The 16,953-nt window shown below is 68.6% G+C and carries 6 protein-coding genes; 4 read left to right on the top strand and 2 right to left on the bottom strand.

The window, feature by feature from the left end:
- Position 1 precedes the first annotated feature (1 nt).
- Positions 2 to 478 carry an RDD family protein gene (locus ABE472_RS10525; RefSeq protein ID WP_313209228.1) on the bottom strand — a complete coding sequence of 159 codons (477 nt, stop codon included), beginning with the start codon at positions 476 to 478 and terminating at the stop codon, positions 2 to 4.
- 71 nt (positions 479 to 549) lie between these two features.
- Here ABE472_RS10525 and xerD point away from each other — a divergent pair, with 71 nt between their 5' ends.
- Together xerD and ABE472_RS10535 are read left to right on the top strand one after the other, a co-directional pair.
- Entirely contained in the window at positions 550 to 1,527 is a 978-nt protein-coding gene (gene xerD, locus ABE472_RS10530; protein WP_346466150.1) for a site-specific tyrosine recombinase XerD, read from the top strand.
- 104 nt (positions 1,528 to 1,631) lie between these two features.
- Positions 1,632 to 2,411 (top strand): thioredoxin fold domain-containing protein, encoded by a 780-nt coding sequence (locus ABE472_RS10535; protein WP_313209232.1) that lies wholly within the window; start codon positions 1,632 to 1,634, stop codon positions 2,409 to 2,411.
- Positions 2,412 to 2,510: 99 nt separating this feature from the next.
- Here ABE472_RS10535 and ABE472_RS10540 read toward each other — a convergent pair whose 3' ends face one another.
- The gene (locus ABE472_RS10540) at positions 2,511 to 4,619 is read right to left on the bottom strand and encodes a glycosyl hydrolase family 18 protein (protein ID WP_313209234.1); all 2,109 of its coding nucleotides are present in this window, start codon (positions 4,617 to 4,619) and stop codon (positions 2,511 to 2,513) included.
- Positions 4,620 to 4,910: 291 nt separating this feature from the next.
- On the opposite strand from ABE472_RS10540, the gene purL reads away from it, so the two are divergent.
- Entirely contained in the window at positions 4,911 to 8,795 is a 3,885-nt protein-coding gene (purL, locus tag ABE472_RS10545; RefSeq protein ID WP_346466151.1) for a phosphoribosylformylglycinamidine synthase, read from the top strand.
- Positions 8,796 to 9,245: 450 nt separating this feature from the next.
- Complete coding sequence (locus tag ABE472_RS10550; protein ID WP_346466152.1) at positions 9,246 to 16,817, top strand: ESPR-type extended signal peptide-containing protein; 7,572 nt, start codon at positions 9,246 to 9,248, stop codon at positions 16,815 to 16,817.
- Positions 16,818 to 16,953: the final 136 nt, after the last annotated feature.

Below are 16,953 nucleotides of genomic sequence, written 5' to 3' on the forward strand. Positions count from 1 at the left end.
GTCAGTACTTCGGCAGCCGCACAACCCGCGTCCCGCTGGCCCGGTCATGCCAGGTCAACCGCTGCCGATCCACCAGCGCCCACCAGAACCCCAGGCCGGCCGTCAGCACCGACAGTGACCCCACCGCATACCGCAGCCACAACTGCCTGCGCGTTGGCCCCGTGTCGTCCAGCGACACCACCCGCAACCGCCACGGCCGCATCCCCAGCGTCTGCCCGCCGCGGCGCCAACTCATCGTCGCGTACAGGCCTGTCACGACCCAGCAGCATGCCCACAACGCCCACTGCCACGCGCTGAACGGGGCGATGTTCTCCCGCGCTGCGTGACCGCTGATCGTGTAGACCGCCACGAACACCGCCCCCAGCAGCATCCACAGCGCCAGGGCGGGGAAGAAGTCGTACAACAGTGACAACAGCCGCCACAGCAGCAACGATGCAGGGCGATCAGCAGCGGGGGACGACAGCGCGGTATCGGTCATGACCCGGAGCATACCCGGCCCGCTGCCCGCGTTCGATGGCCCACGCACGGCCTGCTCCGTATGCTGTGCGCATGTCCGATGCCACCACCCCCGCACTGCGCCGCCAGCTCATCCAGCACCTGCCCGAGCTGCGCGACGACGACAACGTCCGCATCCAGCGCTTCCTCGACACGGCCTGGGCCGAACACGGCCTCGCGCGTGCCAGTCTGGACAGCTACCGGCGCGATCTGGAAGGTCTCGCACGCTGGCGTGATGGCGCGGCCGGGGGGCTGGCCGGTCTCGATCGCGCCGGGCTGTTCGACTACCTGGCCTGGCGCTCCCGCCATGGCTGGTCGCCGCGCAGCAATGCCCGCCTGCTTTCCGCGCTGCGGGCCTTCTTCGCCGATGCGGTCCGCCGCGGCGAGCGCAGCGATGACCCCAGTGCGTTGCTCGATCCGCCGAAGCTGCCGCGGCTGCTGCCCAAGGCGCTGGCCGAAAGCCAGATCGATGCGCTGTTGGCCAGTCCCGACATCGAGACGCCACTTGGGCTGCGCGACCGCGCCATGCTGGAGTTGATGTATGCCGCGGGCCTGCGCGTCAGCGAACTGGTCAACCTGCCGGCCAATGCCGTGAATCTGCGCCAAGGTGTGCTGCGCGTGACCGGCAAGGGCAGCAAGGAACGGCTGGTTCCGCTGGGGGAAGAATCCCAGCACTGGCTCGAACGTTATCTGGCCGAATCGCGCCCGCAGCTCACCGGCAAGCGCAACGTGCCGACGCCACAGGACGGCGCTGTGCCGATGTTTTTGGAGCCCTCCCTGCATCCCTTGAGCCGCCAGCAGTTCTGGGGGCTGGTGAAGAAGTACGCGGTGCTGGCCGGGATCGACCCCGCCCGGATCAGTCCCCATGGCCTGCGCCACAGCTTCGCCACCCACCTGCTCAACCGGGGCGCCGATCTGCGCGCCCTGCAGATGCTGCTCGGCCACAGTTCGCTGTCCACCACCCAGATTTACACGCTGGTGGCCCGCGAGCACCTGCAGAAGCTGCACGCCAAGCACCACCCGCGCGGCTGAGGCGGGGCCAAACGCGGCCGCGCCTCACCGTTCCACTGCGGTCCAGCTGCGTGAGCAGGCAGCTGTGCGAGAATCCAGCCTGACCTCTTACACCGGAATGCTCGATGCTCCGTGTTGCCATTGCGGCGCTCTTCGGCGCGCTCAGCCTGTCTGCCTGCGCGCAGCAACCGTCCGCTCCGGCGGCCAAGACCACTGCCGCCACCCCGGCCGCTGCCGGTGATGCCGACCAGCGCGTGCGCACCGCGCTGCAGCAGCTGGACCCCACCTTCAAGCCTGATTTCATCGGGGCCGCGCCGTTTGCCGGTTTCCGCGAGGTGCTGGTCGGAGGCCAGGTGCTGTACGTCTCTGATGACGGCCGCTACCTGATGCAGTCCCAGCCGTACGACATCCAGAACAAGGCGCCGGTCAGCAGCCAGGGCCTGCTCAGCTACCGCCGCAAGCTGCTCGATGGCGTGCCGCACAACGAGCGCATCGTGTTTGCCGCGCCGAATGCCAAGTACACCGTCAGCGTCTTCACCGACATCGAGTGCGGCTACTGCCGCAAGCTGCACCAGGACATCGCCGAGCTCAACCGCAACGGCATCACCGTGGAATACCTGGCCTTCCCGCGCATGGGCCTGGGCAGCCAGGACTACACCGACATGATCTCGGTCTGGTGCGCTGCCGACCGCAAGCAGGCCCTGACCGCCGCCAAGACCGGCAAGGCCGTCACCCCGAAGAACTGCACCAATCCGGTGGCCATGCAGTACAAGCTCGGCCAGCAGATGGGCGTCAACGGCACCCCGGCGATCTTCGCCGCCGACGGCACCCAGCTCGGTGGCTACCTGCCGCCGGCGCAGCTCAAGGCCGCGCTGGAGCGCGTCTCGGCAGGCGGCAGCCGCTGAAGACAGAACGCCCCGGCCAGGCCGGGGCGTTTTCGTTGTTGCGATCAACGCGACGCGTCCCTGCGGGATCCGCGAGGCAGCGCCCCGTGTCAGGCGGGCTTACTTCAAGCCGTCACTGATCGCCTTGGTCAGGGTGCCCTGCGCATCATCGCCGCTGAACTCCCAGAAGAATGCACCGCCCAGGCCCTGTGCTTTCACATAGCCCATCTTCTCGGTGACCATCGCGGGCGTATCCAGACTCCAGAACGTGGTGCCGTTGGAGATCCACGTGGCCTTGGCGACGTTGTCGGTGTACACCGGCCAGTTGAGGGTCTTCAGCACCTTCCAATCTTCGATACCGGCTTCGTACGTGCCCGGTGCCGCGCCGCTGGCGCTCTTGTAGAGCCCGTTGTTGCCGCTGGCCACGCCGGTCCAGCCACGCCCGTAGTAGCCGATGCCCAGGTTCAACTTGCTGGCCGGCACCCCGCGGCTGAGGAAGGCTTCCATCGCATCGTTGCTGTTGTAGAGCTTCTGGTCGCCGGTGGAGGGATCAGCCGGTGAATCGAACAGGGCCGAGTGATGGTTGGTCTGCGGATCCCATGCGCCGTGGAAGTCGTAGGTCATCACGTTGATGAAGTCCAGGTACGGGTGGTAGCTGGCCGGATCGGTCACCCGGATCTTGTCCACGCCTGCGCCCACGGCCACCGTCAGCAGCAGGCCGGGCCGCACCGCATCAAGCTGGCGGCGGAATTCGGCCAGCAGCGCGGTGAAGTTGGCGTTGTCGGCCGGCGTCCCGCAGCTCAGCCCGCACGCCACCGGGTACTCCCAGTCGATGTCGATGCCGTCGAACACGCCGAGCGCCGCACCCGCACCGCCCGCACCATCGGCCACCGGCAGGTTGCCTTTGATGTAGGCGTCGATGCACGAGGCCACGAACGCCTGCCGGTTGGCCGGCTGCGCCGCGCTGGAGAAGCCGCGCGACCAGGTCCAGCCGCCCAGCGAGATCAGCACTTTCACGTTCGGGTGTTTGGCTTTGAGCTGCTTGAGCTGGTTCCAGTTGCCACGCAGTGGCTGGTCCCAGGTGTCGCCCGTGCCGCTCACGCTGTCGCCGGCCGCGAAGGATTTGCCGTAATCGGCGTAGGCATCGCCGCCCACGCCGGTGTTCGGGTCGGAGGCCTGGGTCACGCCGACTTCGCAGCGATTGTTGCGCACGTTGCCGAAGGCGTAATTGATGTGGGTCAGCTTCGCCGCCGAGCCGCTGGTGTCGATGTTCTTGACCTGGTAATTGCGGCCGTAGATGCCCCACTGGGTGAAGTAGCCGATCACCCGCTTGGCGCCACCCCCGCCGCCACCGGCGGCCGTGGTTACGCTGATCGAGCCGCTCTGCGCCGAGGCGTTGCCGGCGTTGTCGCGTGCCCGCACCGTGTAGGTATAGGCCGTGCTCGCGGCCAGGCCGCCATCGGTGTACTGGGTGGCACTGGGCGAGCCGACCAGGCTGCCGTTGCGGTACACGTCGTAGCCGGCCACGCCGCTGCCGCCGCTGTTGTCGGTCGCCGCGTTCCAGGCCAGGTTCACCGTCGTCGCGGTCCTGGACGGGGACGCCAATCCGCCCGGAACGCTGGGTGGCGTGGTGTCGTTGCTGGCCGCGGTGACGGTCACATTGACCGTGGCCGAAGAGGTCACGGCGTTGTTGTTGTCGGTCGCCACGGCTTTGAAGGTGTGGCTGCCGGCCGAGGCATTGCTCCAGACCACGCTGTAGGGCGCGCTGGTGTCGATGCCCAGCGAGGTGCCGCCGCGGAAGAACTCGACCTTGCTGATGCTGCCATCGGTATCGCTGGCATTGGCGCTCACCGTGATGCTGCTGCCGGCGGTGAAGCTGGCCCCGGCGGCGGGCGAGGTCAGCGCGACGCTGGGCGGCTGGTTGCTGCCGCTGCCATCGCAGGCACCGAGGTTGGTGTAGTAGGGCGCACCGGCCGGGTGGTCGGGTGGGGCGTTCCAGATGTCCTGGTTGGCGCGGTACAGCACGCCGCCTTTCTGCAGGGTCTGGCCGGCCAGATAGATGGCCGCGCCATTCCATTCGGGCGCCCCGGTACAGTTCGCGGCCTGCACCAGCGTGGGCGTGCCGGCGGCAGCGGCCAAGGCCAGCGCCAGCAACCAGCGCCGTCGGCGCGGACGCAGGGCGGGGGAGGAAAACGATGTCACTGCACGGCGCGCAATCGGGTCTGGCATGGTCGGTCTCCGATCAGGTGGGCGCATGCCGCCGGGATGGCGGCATGCGTGCAGCAGGTCCGGGCGCCGGTGAGAAAGGCCGGCAACGACATGGGGGACGGACAGCACCGGGCGCTGGGGCCAGGTGGTGATAACGTTGTCATGTAATCCCGGCGCAATCCGTGAACCAGCGCATGGTTCGGGTGTGAACGCACCTTGCCGCCTCCCAGGCAGGCCGATCCCCAGGGCCGGGCCGCGGCGGCCGACTTGGGTACAATAGTGGGCCCCGTTCCCAACCACGGTTCCCCGGACATGATGGTCCTCGAGGGCGCATCCGCCCTTTCGCCGTTCCGCCGCGAACGTCTTGAATCCCGCCTGCAGTCCCTGGCCGCCGATCTGCGCATCACCGGTGCCTGGCATGTCTACTTCATCCAGACCGAGGGCGATGCGGCCCCGGACCCGGTGATCCTGAGCCGGATCCTGGAGGCCCAGCCGACCCTGGCCGGGCGTGAGGACGGGGCGGTATCGCGCTTCGTGGTGCCGCGATTGGGCACGCTGTCGCCGTGGTCGAGCAAGGCCACCGAGCTGGTCCGCGGTGCCGGGCAACCGATCCGCCGGGTCGAACGTGGCCTGCGCATCGATCTGGCCGGCTGGCCGGCCGACGCGGCCGCGCAGGAAGCGGTGATCCGCGCGCTGCACGACCCGATGACCCAGTCCGTGCTGGCCGAGACCGCGCAGGCGCAGGCGCTGTTCAGCGCCCCGGCGCGCGGTGAGCTGGAACGGATCGCCCTGGAGGATCTGGAGGCAGCCAACAGCCGCCTCGGCCTGGCCATGGCCCAGGACGAGATCGACTACCTGCGCCAGCGCTTCGGCGAACTGGGCCGCAAGCCGTCGGACGTGGAACTGATGATGTTCGCGCAGGCCAACTCCGAGCACTGCCGCCACAAGATCTTCAATGCCAGCTGGACCATCGACGGTGCCGACCAGTCGCACTCGCTGTTCCGCATGATCAAGAACACCCACCAGCAGACCCCGCAGCACACGTTGAGCGCCTACAGCGACAACGCCGCGGTGGTCGCCGGTTTCCCGGCCGCGCGCTACCGCCCGGACCCGGCCACCGGTCAGTACCGCAGCGAAGCCGTGGTCGATTCGGCGTTCTGCATCAAGGTGGAAACGCATAACCACCCGACCGCGATCGCCCCGTTCCCGGGTGCGGCCACCGGTGCCGGCGGTGAAATCCGCGATGAGGGTGCGACCGGACGCGGCGGCAAGCCGAAGGCCGGCCTGACCGGTTTCTCGGTCTCGCACCTGCGCATCCCGACCCTGCCGCAGCCGTGGGAGGCCCCGCGCGCGCTGAACCCGCGCATGGCGCCGGCGCTGGACATCATGCTGGACGGCCCGCTCGGCGGCGCCGCGTTCAACAACGAGTTCGGCCGCCCGAACCTGCTTGGCTACTTCCGCAGCTTCGAACTGCCCGAAGGCGAGGGCCTGACCCGCGCCTACGACAAGCCGATCATGCTGGCCGGTGGCCTCGGCGCGATCGACCAGAACCAGGTCGAGAAGCTGCGCCTGCAGCCCGGCGACGCCGTCATCGTGCTGGGTGGCCCGGCAATGCTGATCGGTCTGGGCGGCGGCGCCGCCAGCTCGGTGGCCTCCGGTGAAAGCGCCGAAGACCTCGATTTCGCCAGCGTGCAGCGCGACAACCCGGAAATGGAGCGTCGTTGCCAGGAAGTGATCGACCGCTGCGTCGCGCTCGGCCTGGACAACCCGATCCGCTGGTTCCATGACGTGGGCGCCGGTGGCCTGTCCAACGCGATTCCCGAGTTGCTGCATGACTCCGGCGTGGGCGGTGTGATCGATCTGGGCAAGGTGCCCGCCGACGACCCGTCGCTGTCGCCGATGCAGTTGTGGTGCAACGAATCGCAGGAACGCTACGTGCTCGGTGTGCCGCAGGCGCGCCTGGCCGAGTTCGCCGCGCTGTGCGCGCGCGAACGTTGCCCGTTCGCCGCCGTTGGCGTCGCGACCGCTGAAGAGCGGCTCGTCGTGGCGTACGGCGCCACCGTGGGCAATACCCCGGTGGATGCCCCGATCGATCTGCCGATGGACGTGCTGTTCGGCAAGGCGCCGAAGATGCACCGCGACACCGTGCACCCGTCGGCGCCGCGCTGGCCGGCGCTGAAGACCGCGGGGCTGGACCTGTACGAAGCGGGTCTGCGCGTGCTGGCCCATCCCTCGGTGGCCTCGAAGAACTTCCTGGTCACCATCGGTGACCGCAGCGTCGGTGGCCTGACCGCACGCGAACAGATGATCGGCCCGTGGCAGCTGCCGCTGGCCAACGTCGCCATCACCTTGGCCGGTTTCGACACCGTGGCCGGCGAAGCGATGTCGATCGGCGAGCGCACCCCGCTGGCGCTGCTGGATGCGGCCGCGTCGGCGCGCATGGCGGTCGGTGAAGCGATCACCAACCTGTGTGCGGCGCCGGTGGATGCACTGGAAACGGTGAAGCTGTCGGCCAACTGGATGGCCGCGGCTGGCCATCACGGTGAAGACGCGCTGCTGTATGACGCGGTGCGTGCGGTCGGCATGGAGCTGTGCCCGCAGCTGGACCTGAGCATTCCGGTCGGCAAGGACTCACTCTCCATGCAGGCGCAGTGGCAGGACAACGGCCAGGCGCACAAGTCGGTGTCGCCGGTGTCGCTGGTGATCTCGGCGTTCGCGCCGGTTGCCGATGCGACCGGCCAGCTGACCCCGCTGCTGGACCGTGACGCCGACAGCGAGCTGTGGCTGATCGGCCTGGGCGCTGGCAAGCAGCGCCTGGGCGGCTCGATCCTGGCCCAGGTGCACGCCGACCATTCCGCGCTGCCGGCCTTCGCCGGCGCCGTGCCGGATCTGGACGATGCACAGCGCCTGCGCGCGTTCTTCGAACTGATCCGCGATGCGCGCCAGGCCGGCCTGCTGTTGGCGTACCACGACCGCAGCGATGGCGGTGCGTTCGCCGCGCTGTGCGAGATGGCCTTCGCCTCGCGCCTGGGCCTGGACATCACCCTGGATGCCTGGGGCGATGATCCGTTCCGCAGCCTGTTCAATGAAGAGCTGGGTGCGGTGGTGCAGATCGCCAAGGAAGACCGCGCCGCGTTTGCTGATCTGGTCGAACGCCATGCACTGACCGAATGCGCGCAGCGCATCGCGCGTCCGACCACCGCCCCGGTGGTGCGTGTCTCGCTGCAGGGCGAAAGCCTGGTCGAGTGGCGCTGGGAAGCGCTGTTCGATGCCTGGTGGTCGGTCACCCACGCCATGCAGAAACTGCGCGACAACCCGGACAACGCCGACCAGGAGCGTGCGATCGCGCGCAACTTCAACGCGCCGGGCCTGAAGCCCAAGCTGACCTTCGATATCAACGAAGATGTGGCGTCGCCTTTCATCAACACCGGCGCACGTCCGCGCGTGGCGGTGCTGCGCGAGCAGGGCGTCAACGGCCAGATTGAAATGGCGAACGTCTTCGAACGTGCCGGCTTCAGTTCGTTCGACGTGCATATGAGCGATCTGATCGAAGGCCGTGTTGCACTGTCCGATTTCACCGGTCTGGTGGCCTGTGGTGGCTTCAGCTACGGCGACGTGCTCGGTGCCGGCCGCGGCTGGGCCACCTCGGTGCTGGAGCGCGGCGCGCTGCGCGATGCCTTCGCGGCTTTCTTCGCCCGCGAGGACAGCTTCGCGCTGGGCGTGTGCAACGGCTGCCAGATGATGAGCCAGCTGAAGGACATCATCCCCGGTGCCGAGCACTGGCCGCAGTTCCGTCGCAACCGCAGCGAGCAGTTCGAAGCGCGCACCGCGTTGCTGGAAGTGGTGGAATCGCCGTCGATCCTGCTGCGTGGCATGGCCGGTTCACGCCTGCCGGTCGCGGTGGCGCATGGCGAAGGCCAGGCGGTGTTCGCCAACGCAATCGACCAGGCCGCGGCGCGCGTGTCGCTGCGTTACATCGATGGCGATGGCAACGTGGCCACCCAGTACCCGCTGAATCCGAACGGCTCGCCCGACGGCATCACCGGCCTGACCACCACCGATGGCCGCACCACGATCATGATGCCGCACCCGGAACGCACCCCGCGTGCGATCAACCACAGCTGGCATCCGGAGGACTGGAACGGTGATTCACCGTGGCTGCGGATGTTCCGCAACGCAAGAGTATGGTGCGGCTGATACTGCGCAACGCATCAAAATCGATGCAGTGAAAATCGCGTGAAGAAACCGCCGGCCTGTCCGGCGGTTTTCTTTTATGCGGTGCACAAACTCATCGGGAGCAATGAGTTACACGGCGTTACAACGTGAAAATCCGTTATATCGTTTGCTCACATGCAGCTAACAAAAATGCGCAATAACGCGGCGTTTTTGTGACGCGCGACACGGTCATATCAAAATCAACGTCAAAGTCTTGACGTCATTGAAACTGTACGTTAACACTGCATCCTCATTTCGACAGCGTTCAGTTCCACAGTAACCGCATGGATGGCGAGCACGCTGTAGGTATCTGCCAGCCATTGCGCACAACGCAGTAAATCAAGCGAAAAAACGCCCCCAGGGGACGTTGGACCACGCGGTCCGGCGTTGGCGTCGCTTTGCCTAAAACCAGCCTAATCAGGAGCCGCATCGATGAATCGGATTTATCGCAAGGTCTGGAACAAAGCACTGGGGCAGATGGTCGTCGCCTCGGAATTGGCCAGCAGCCAGTCCTCGGGTGTCGTCATCGATCAACGCCGAACCGCTGGCGGACGCAACACCGCACTGCTCTCGGCCGCCATCGCGCTGACGCTTGGATTGGGCGTGGCAGGCGCCACGCAGACAGCGCACGCGCAGTCGGTGGAAGTGGGCGGGAATGCGAACTGCGTGGTCTTGAACAGCAAGGTCATCGACAGCTGCGTGGTCGATGGCAACGCCACGGCCTCGGGCACCAACGCGGTCGCCATCGGCAGCAACAGCACCGCCTCCGGCGCCAACAGCGTGGCGCTCGGCGCCGGCTCGAAAACCAACCGCGCCAACACCGTGTCGGTCGGTGATGCCGGCAAGGAGCGCCAGGTCACCAACGTCGCCGCCGGCACCGCCGCTACGGATGCGGTGAACAAGGCGCAGCTGGACAAGGTTGCGGTCGCCGCCGAAGGCGCGACCCGCTATTTCAAGGCCGATGGTGACGGCACCGACGCCGATGCGGCGAAGATCGATGGCGAGGGTGCACTGGCCGCAGGTGCCAGCGCCAACGCCGATGGCGACGGCGCAACGGCCCTGGGCAACAGCAGTCAGGCCATCGGCAATGCCACCACTGCCGTTGGCAGCCAGGCACTCGCGGTTGGCCTCGGCGCAAGTTCGTTCGGCCAGGGCAGCATGGCCTTCGGTGATGCCAGCATCGCGCTCGGCCAGAGCGCCGCAGCGTTTGGTCTGGGCGATGTCGCCCTGGGCGCATCAGCGGTAGCGGCCAGTGAAAACGGTGCGGCAACGGCGATCGGTGGTCTGGCCGAAGCCAGCGCCGATGGTGCGACCGCGATCGGTGGTGGTGCACTGGCCATCGGGCCGGGCAGCACCTCGCTGGGCCGCGGTGCGGCCAGCGCGGGCGAAGCCTCGGTGGCGGTGGGTGCGTTCAGCGTCGCGGTCGCGGATTTCAGCGCGACGCTCGGCGCGAATTCGGCCGCGGTTGCAGTGGGTAGCGTGGCACTCGGTGCCGGCTCGTATGCCGATCGCGTCGACACGGTGTCGGTCGGCAATGCGGACAACGGCCTGCGTCGCCAGATCACCAACCTGGCCGATGGCACCGAAGACAGCGATGCGGTGAACAAGGCGCAGCTCGACGCCGTTGGCGCGGTTGCCGCCAACACAGACAAGTATTTCCAGGCCACCGGCAGCAGCGACAGCGATGCCGGTGCGTTTGCAGCAGGCGATAACGCGACCGCGATCGGCGAGGCGTCCAACGCGCTGGCCAACGGCGCGACCGCGCTCGGCAGCGGCGCCACCGTCACCGCGCAGAACGCGACGGCCGTCGGCTACAACGCCAGTGCTACCGGTCAGAACAGCGCAGCCTTCGGCACCAACGCGCAGGCCAACGGACCGGGCAGCGTGGCCGTGGGCGGGGCCGCGGTGGATGCCGATGGCAACCCGCTGATCACCAATGGGGGCGTGCCGGTGGATACCGGTGCAACCAGCGCCGGCGTGGGCGGCACGGCAGTGGGCGCGAGTGCGGAAGCCGCAGGCTTCGCGTCGTCGTCGTACGGCGTGGGTGCTTACGCATCCGGTGCACAGGCCTCGGCGTTCGGCGCGGTCTCCAATGCCACCGGCGACTACGCGACGGCGGTCGGTACGCAGAGCGTGGCGACCGGCAACAGCAGTACCGCCATTGGCGGTCCGGCGGATCTGCTGCCGGGGTTGGGCTTCTTCGTGCAGACCCAGGCCAGTGGCGAAGCCGCTACGGCGGTGGGTGCCGGCGCGATCGCCAGTGGTGATTACGCCGTGGCCAACGGCACGTTGAGCGAAGCCTCGGGCACGGAAGCCACGGCAGTGGGCTACTTTGCCTACGCGCCGGGCGAGGGCGCCACCGCACTCGGCGCGGAGACCTGGGCCAGCGGTGAGCTGAGCACCGCCGTCGGTTTCTACAGCACTGCGCGAGGCGCGAACAGCGTCGCGCTGGGTGCCAACTCCACCGCCACCCGGGACAACACGGTCTCGGTGGGTGACGTCGGCAATGAGCGCCAGATCACCAGCGTCGCGGCCGGTACCGAAGCCACAGACGCGGTCAACAAGGCGCAGCTCGATGCGGTTGCGACGTCGGCCTCGGCGACCTCGGCGCAGTTCAAGGCGAACGGTGCGGCCAGCGGTGCGGTCGGTGCATTCGCCGATGGCGAGGATGCGCTGGCGGCCGGTGAGGCCAGCAATGCGCTGGGCGCCGGGGCAACGGCGGTCGGTGGTGGTGCGACGGCGGTCGGCGATGACACCGTCGCGCTGGGCCGCAACAGCAGCGCCACCGGCAACGGCAGCGTGGCCATTGGTGGCCTCGGCCAGGCGTATGACGAGTACAACCAGCCGCTGGTGGATGACCAGGGCAATGCGATCCTGATCGGTGCCACCGCGGCGCCGGACAGCGTGGCGGTCGGTGCCGGTGCACAGGCCACCGGCACCACCAGCAACGCGTTCGGCAGTGGCGCACAGGCCACCGGCAGCAACAGCCTGGCCAGTGGCTACAAGGCACGCGCCACCGGCGATTACAGTGTGGCGCAGGGCGACAACGCCTTCGCCAGCGGTGAAGAAACCACGGCAACCGGCGCATATGCGTGGGCCACTGCGGATGGCGCCACCGCCTTCGGTTCCAGTGCGTGGGCCACCGAAGCCAACGCCACGGCGGTGGGTCAGTCGGCGTGGGCCAGCGGTACCGGGTCCACCTCGATCGGCTACAACAGCTGGGCGCGCGGCAGCAGTTCCACCGCGCTTGGCCGCGGTGCCTTCGGCTACGGCGACAACAGCGTCGCCGTCGGTTTCCAGGCCTTGGGCAACAGCATCAACAGCATCGCCATCGGCACCAACGTGGTGGCCGGCGGTGAAAGCGCGATCGGTATCGGTGCGGGCAGCAATGCCAGCGCGTCCAATACCGTCGCGCTCGGTGCCGGTTCCGTCGCCGACCGCGCCTACACGGTCTCGGTCGGCAACGATGACCGGCAACGCCAGATCACCCAGGTTGCCGCCGGTACGGAGGGCAGCGATGCGGTCAATCTGGATCAGCTGACGGCCGCCACCGACCAGTTCCAGGCCAGCGGTGACGGTGTCGCCATTGCCGGTGGTGAGGAGAGCGTGGCCGCCGGTGCAAACGCGGCGACCGATGGCGACTACGCGACGGCCATCGGCTCGAGCAGCTTCGCGGCCGGCACCGGTTCATCGGCGATCGGCAGCGGCGCCTTCGCCTTGGCGGACAACGCCAGTGCAGTGGGCTTCAATGCCGTCGCCAGCGGTGCCAATGCAACCGCAACCGGTGCCAACGCACAGTCGACCGCCGAGTACGCGACGGCAAGCGGTGCGGAAAGCCTGGCCTCCGGCGAGCAGAGCACCGCGACGGGTGCGGCCAGCGTCGCCTCCGGCGCCGGCAGCCTGGCCGGTGGTGCGCTGTCCGATGCAGCCGGTGAGGAATCGGTGGCGTTGGGTTACTTCAGCAGCGCCAGCGGTGATGGTGCGACCGCCGTCGGTGCGGAAAGCGTGGTCAGCGGGACGCTCTCGGCCGGTTACGGGTTCGCCTCCGAAGCGACCGCCAGCTACACCACCGCGATCGGCGGCTATGCCGTGGCCTCGGCCTTCAACGCGACCGCGCTGGGCAGCTTCGCCCAGGCGACCGGCTCCAACAGCGTGGCCCTCGGCGGCGATGCCGAAGCCTCCGGTGCCTACAGCACCGCGACCGGCCAGGGCAGCCTGGCCAGCGGTACCAACAGCGTGGCCGTCGGTGGTGCGCTGTTCGGGCTGCTGCCTACGGAAGCCTCGGGCAATTACTCCACGGCTGTCGGCGGCGGTGCATGGTCACCGGGCGTGAACAGCACCGCGCTCGGCAATGCGGCCACGTCCAGCGGTGCGAACAGCGTGGCGCTCGGTGCGGACTCGATCGCCGATCGCGATGACAGCGTCTCGGTCGGCAGTGCCGACGCGCAGCGCCAGATCACCAACGTCGCAGCCGGTACCGATGGCACCGATGCGGTGAACGTGAATCAGTTGAATGCAGTCGCCGATGCGGCTGCGATGACCAGCAAGTACTTCCAGGCCAGCGGCAGCGATGACAGCGACGCTGGTGCCTACGTGGAAGGCGAGAATGCGCTGGCTGCCGGTGAGGCTTCCAATGCCATCGGCAACGGCGCCAGCGCGCTGGGCAGTGGCGCCACCGCCATCGCCGACAACGCCACCGCAATTGGCTTCAACGCGTTGGCAAGCGCCGCAGGTGCCGCAGCAGTGGGCAGTGACGCGCAGGCCACCGGCGAAGACAGCGTCGCCATCGGCAATGGCGCCAGCGCCAGCGAGATCGGCGCCACTGCCACCGGTGCAGGCGCGCAGGCCGCAGGGGCCTACGCCACGGCCACCGGCAGCCAGTCCACGGCGAGCGGCCAGCAGGCGACCGCCAATGGCTTCCGCGCCAATGCGTCCGAAGCCGGCGCCTCGGCCTTCGGCAGCTACAGCGAAGCGACCGGCCAGCTCTCTTCCGCACTGGGCTATGGCGCGGTGGCCTCCAACGCTTACGCCGTGGCGGTCGGTGCGGCCTCGACCGCGTCCGGCTCGGGTGCGGTGGCGGTCGGTGAATACTCCGAAGCCACCGGCGATGAGAGCGTGGCGATCGGTGGCACGACCTTCTTCGGTCTGCTGCCGTCGCGTGCCTCGGGAACCGGTGCCTCGGCGTTCGGTGCAGGTGCCTGGGCGACCGATGACTACGCCACCGCGATCGGCTGGAACGCGTGGGCCGATGCAGGCAATGCCACCGCGCTGGGCGCCAGTGCCAGCGCAGAGGGCGTGAACAGCGTCGCGCTGGGTGCCGGGTCCGTCGCTGACCGCGACAATGCCGTCTCCGTCGGCACGGCCACCGCACAACGCCAGATCACCAACGTCGCCGCCGGTACCGAAGGCACTGACGCAGTGAATGTCGATCAGCTCAATGCGGTGGCCGATGTGGCCGAAACCACCAGCCGCTTCTTCCAGGCGTCGGGCAGCGGCAATGGCGACGACGTCGGCAGCTATGTCGACGGGGCGTATGCCACCGCCGCGGGTGAGGCCGCCAACGCGTTCGGCACCGGGGCCTCGGCCTATGGCAGCGGTTCGCTGGCCTCCGGCCGCAATGCCTCGGCATCGGGCTTCAACGCCTCGGCCACGGCCGACTCGGCGACCGCCATCGGTGGTGCGCTGTATTACGAAGATGAGAACGGCAACGTGCTGCTCGACAAGGCCACCAGCGCCAGCGCCGTCGGTGCCACCGCACTCGGTGCGGGGGCGCAGGCCGAAGGAAGCTTCAGCACCGCCACCGGTGCCGGTGCCACGGCGGCCGGGCTGCAGTCCGCGGCCTTCGGCTACAGCGCCGAAGCAGGCAGTGACTACAGCACGGCGGTCGGTACCTTCAGCGCGGCCAGTGGGGTACGCACCACGGCGCTGGGCTATGGGGCCGAGGCCAGCGGTGATTACGCCTCCGCACTGGGCTGGGGCAGTGCCGCGTCGGGCAGCTACGCCAATGCGATCGGCTACGCATCGCAGGCCAGTGGCGACAACAGCGTCGCGGCCGGTTCCAACGCCTGGGCCACCGCCGCACGCACCACCGCGGTGGGGCAGTTGGCATGGGCAACCTCGCAGGGCGCGACGGCCATCGGCCAGGACAGCTACGCCTACAGCGGCCTGAACGCCACGGCGGTCGGTACCAGTTCGTCGGCCAGTGGCGCAGGCAGCGTCGCGCTCGGCGCCGGTGCCCGCACCAGCGAGGCCAATGTGGTCTCGGTCGGCGGCGGCAATGGCACCACCGGCCCGGCCACGCGCCGCATCACCAATGTCGGTGACGCGATCAATGCGAGTGACGCGGTGACCAAGTCGCAGCTCGATTCGGTCGCAGCCACCGCCGATGCGGTCGGCAAGCACTTCCAGGCCAGCGGCAGCGGGGTGGCCACGGCCAGCGGCAGTGATGCACTCGCCGCCGGTTCCGGTGCCACCGCCAGTGCGACACGCAGCAGCGCGCTGGGTACCGCGGCCGTCGCCTCGGCGACCGGGGCCACCGCGGTCGGTGCCGATGCCTCGGCACGCGGTGCCAACAGCACCGTGCTGGGCCGGCAGGCCTCGACCAATGCGACCAATGGCGTGGCGATCGGCAACGGTGCGTTCGCCAGCAACGGGGCCAACAGCATCGCGATCGGTTCAGCGGCAGGTGTCTCCGGTGCCAACGCGGTGGCGCTGGGGTCCGGTTCGCGCGCGGTCGAAGCCAATGTGGTGTCGGTCGGTGGCGGCAACGGCACGGATGGCCCGGCCACGCGCCGCATCGTCAACGTCGGAGCTGGCCGCATTGCCGCGGGCAGCACCGATGCCGTGACCGGCGGCCAGCTCAACACCACCAACCAGCGCGTCGGCGCGGTGGAAACCCAGGTGGGTGATATCGACACCCGCATCGGCTCGGTCGAGAACGTCACCGCCAATGCGCTGACCTACGATGACAGCAGCCGCGACACGCTGACCCTGTCGGGTCTGCAGGGCACCACGCTGGACAACGTCGGCAGCGGTTCGATCGCGTCCGGCAGCCGCCAGGCGATCAACGGTGGGCAGTTGTTCCAATCGCTCACCGATGTCGCCACCTTCCTCGGTGGCGGTGCCAGCGTGGGCATGCAGGGCGTGTTCGTTGCGCCGAACTATGTGATCCAGGGCGCGACCTACAGCAACGTGGGCGATGCACTGGGCGCGCTCGACCGCAAGGTCAGCGATCTCGATCAGCGCGTGGCCGGTGGCAGCAGCAGCGGTGCACGGGCACGTACCGCCGCGCTCGCTACGGCCAGCGTCGCACCGGAGGCCAGTGTGATGAGCGCCACCAGCGACGACGCCATCGCGTCGGTGCAGGGCACGCCCACCGCCGCCAGCGTGGGCGGCAGCCAGCCGCTCAGCGCACCGGCCGCGGCACCGGCGGCAGTCAATGCGGTGGTGATGGGCGACGGTGCCGTGGCCAGCGGGGCCTCGGCCACGGCCATCGGCCAGGGTGCGACCGCCTCGGCCGTCAACTCGGTGGCACTGGGCCAGGGCTCGGTCGCCGATCGTGCCGATACGGTCTCGGTCGGCAGCGTCGGCAACGAGCGACAGGTCGCCAACGTCGCGGCCGGTACGCAGGCCACCGATGCGGTCAACAAGGGCCAGCTGGATGGCGGCATCGCGACCGCCAACAGCTACACCGACCAGCGCTTCACCTCGATGGCCGACAGCTTCGACATCTACAAGGGCGAGATCGACCAGCGCCTGCGTCACCAGGACCGCCGCATCGATCGCCAGGGCGCGATGAGCGCGGCGATGCTCAACATGGCCACCAGCGCCGCCGGCGTGCGCACCCAGAACCGCGTCGGTGTCGGCGTCGGTTTCCAGGGCGGCGAATCGGCGCTGTCGCTGGGCTACCAGCGTGCGCTCAGCGAGCGCGCCACGGTGACCCTGGGCGGTGCCTTCAGCAGTGATGACAGCTCGGTCGGCGTGGGTGCCGGCTTTGGCTGGTAAGCCGTTGGTTTCAATGCGGGGCCGTGCGCGGCCCCGTTGCAACGCAATGCAAGGCCTGAGGGGGCGGGTCACGGGAACCCTGGCCAGGGCCGGCCAGGGAGCTCGCATGGAGTGTTGGCCTGAACAGTCGTTTGAT

It is taken from the genome of Stenotrophomonas sp. TWI809 (genome assembly GCF_039673205.1).
Classification (GTDB): Bacteria; Pseudomonadota; Gammaproteobacteria; order Xanthomonadales; family Xanthomonadaceae; genus Stenotrophomonas.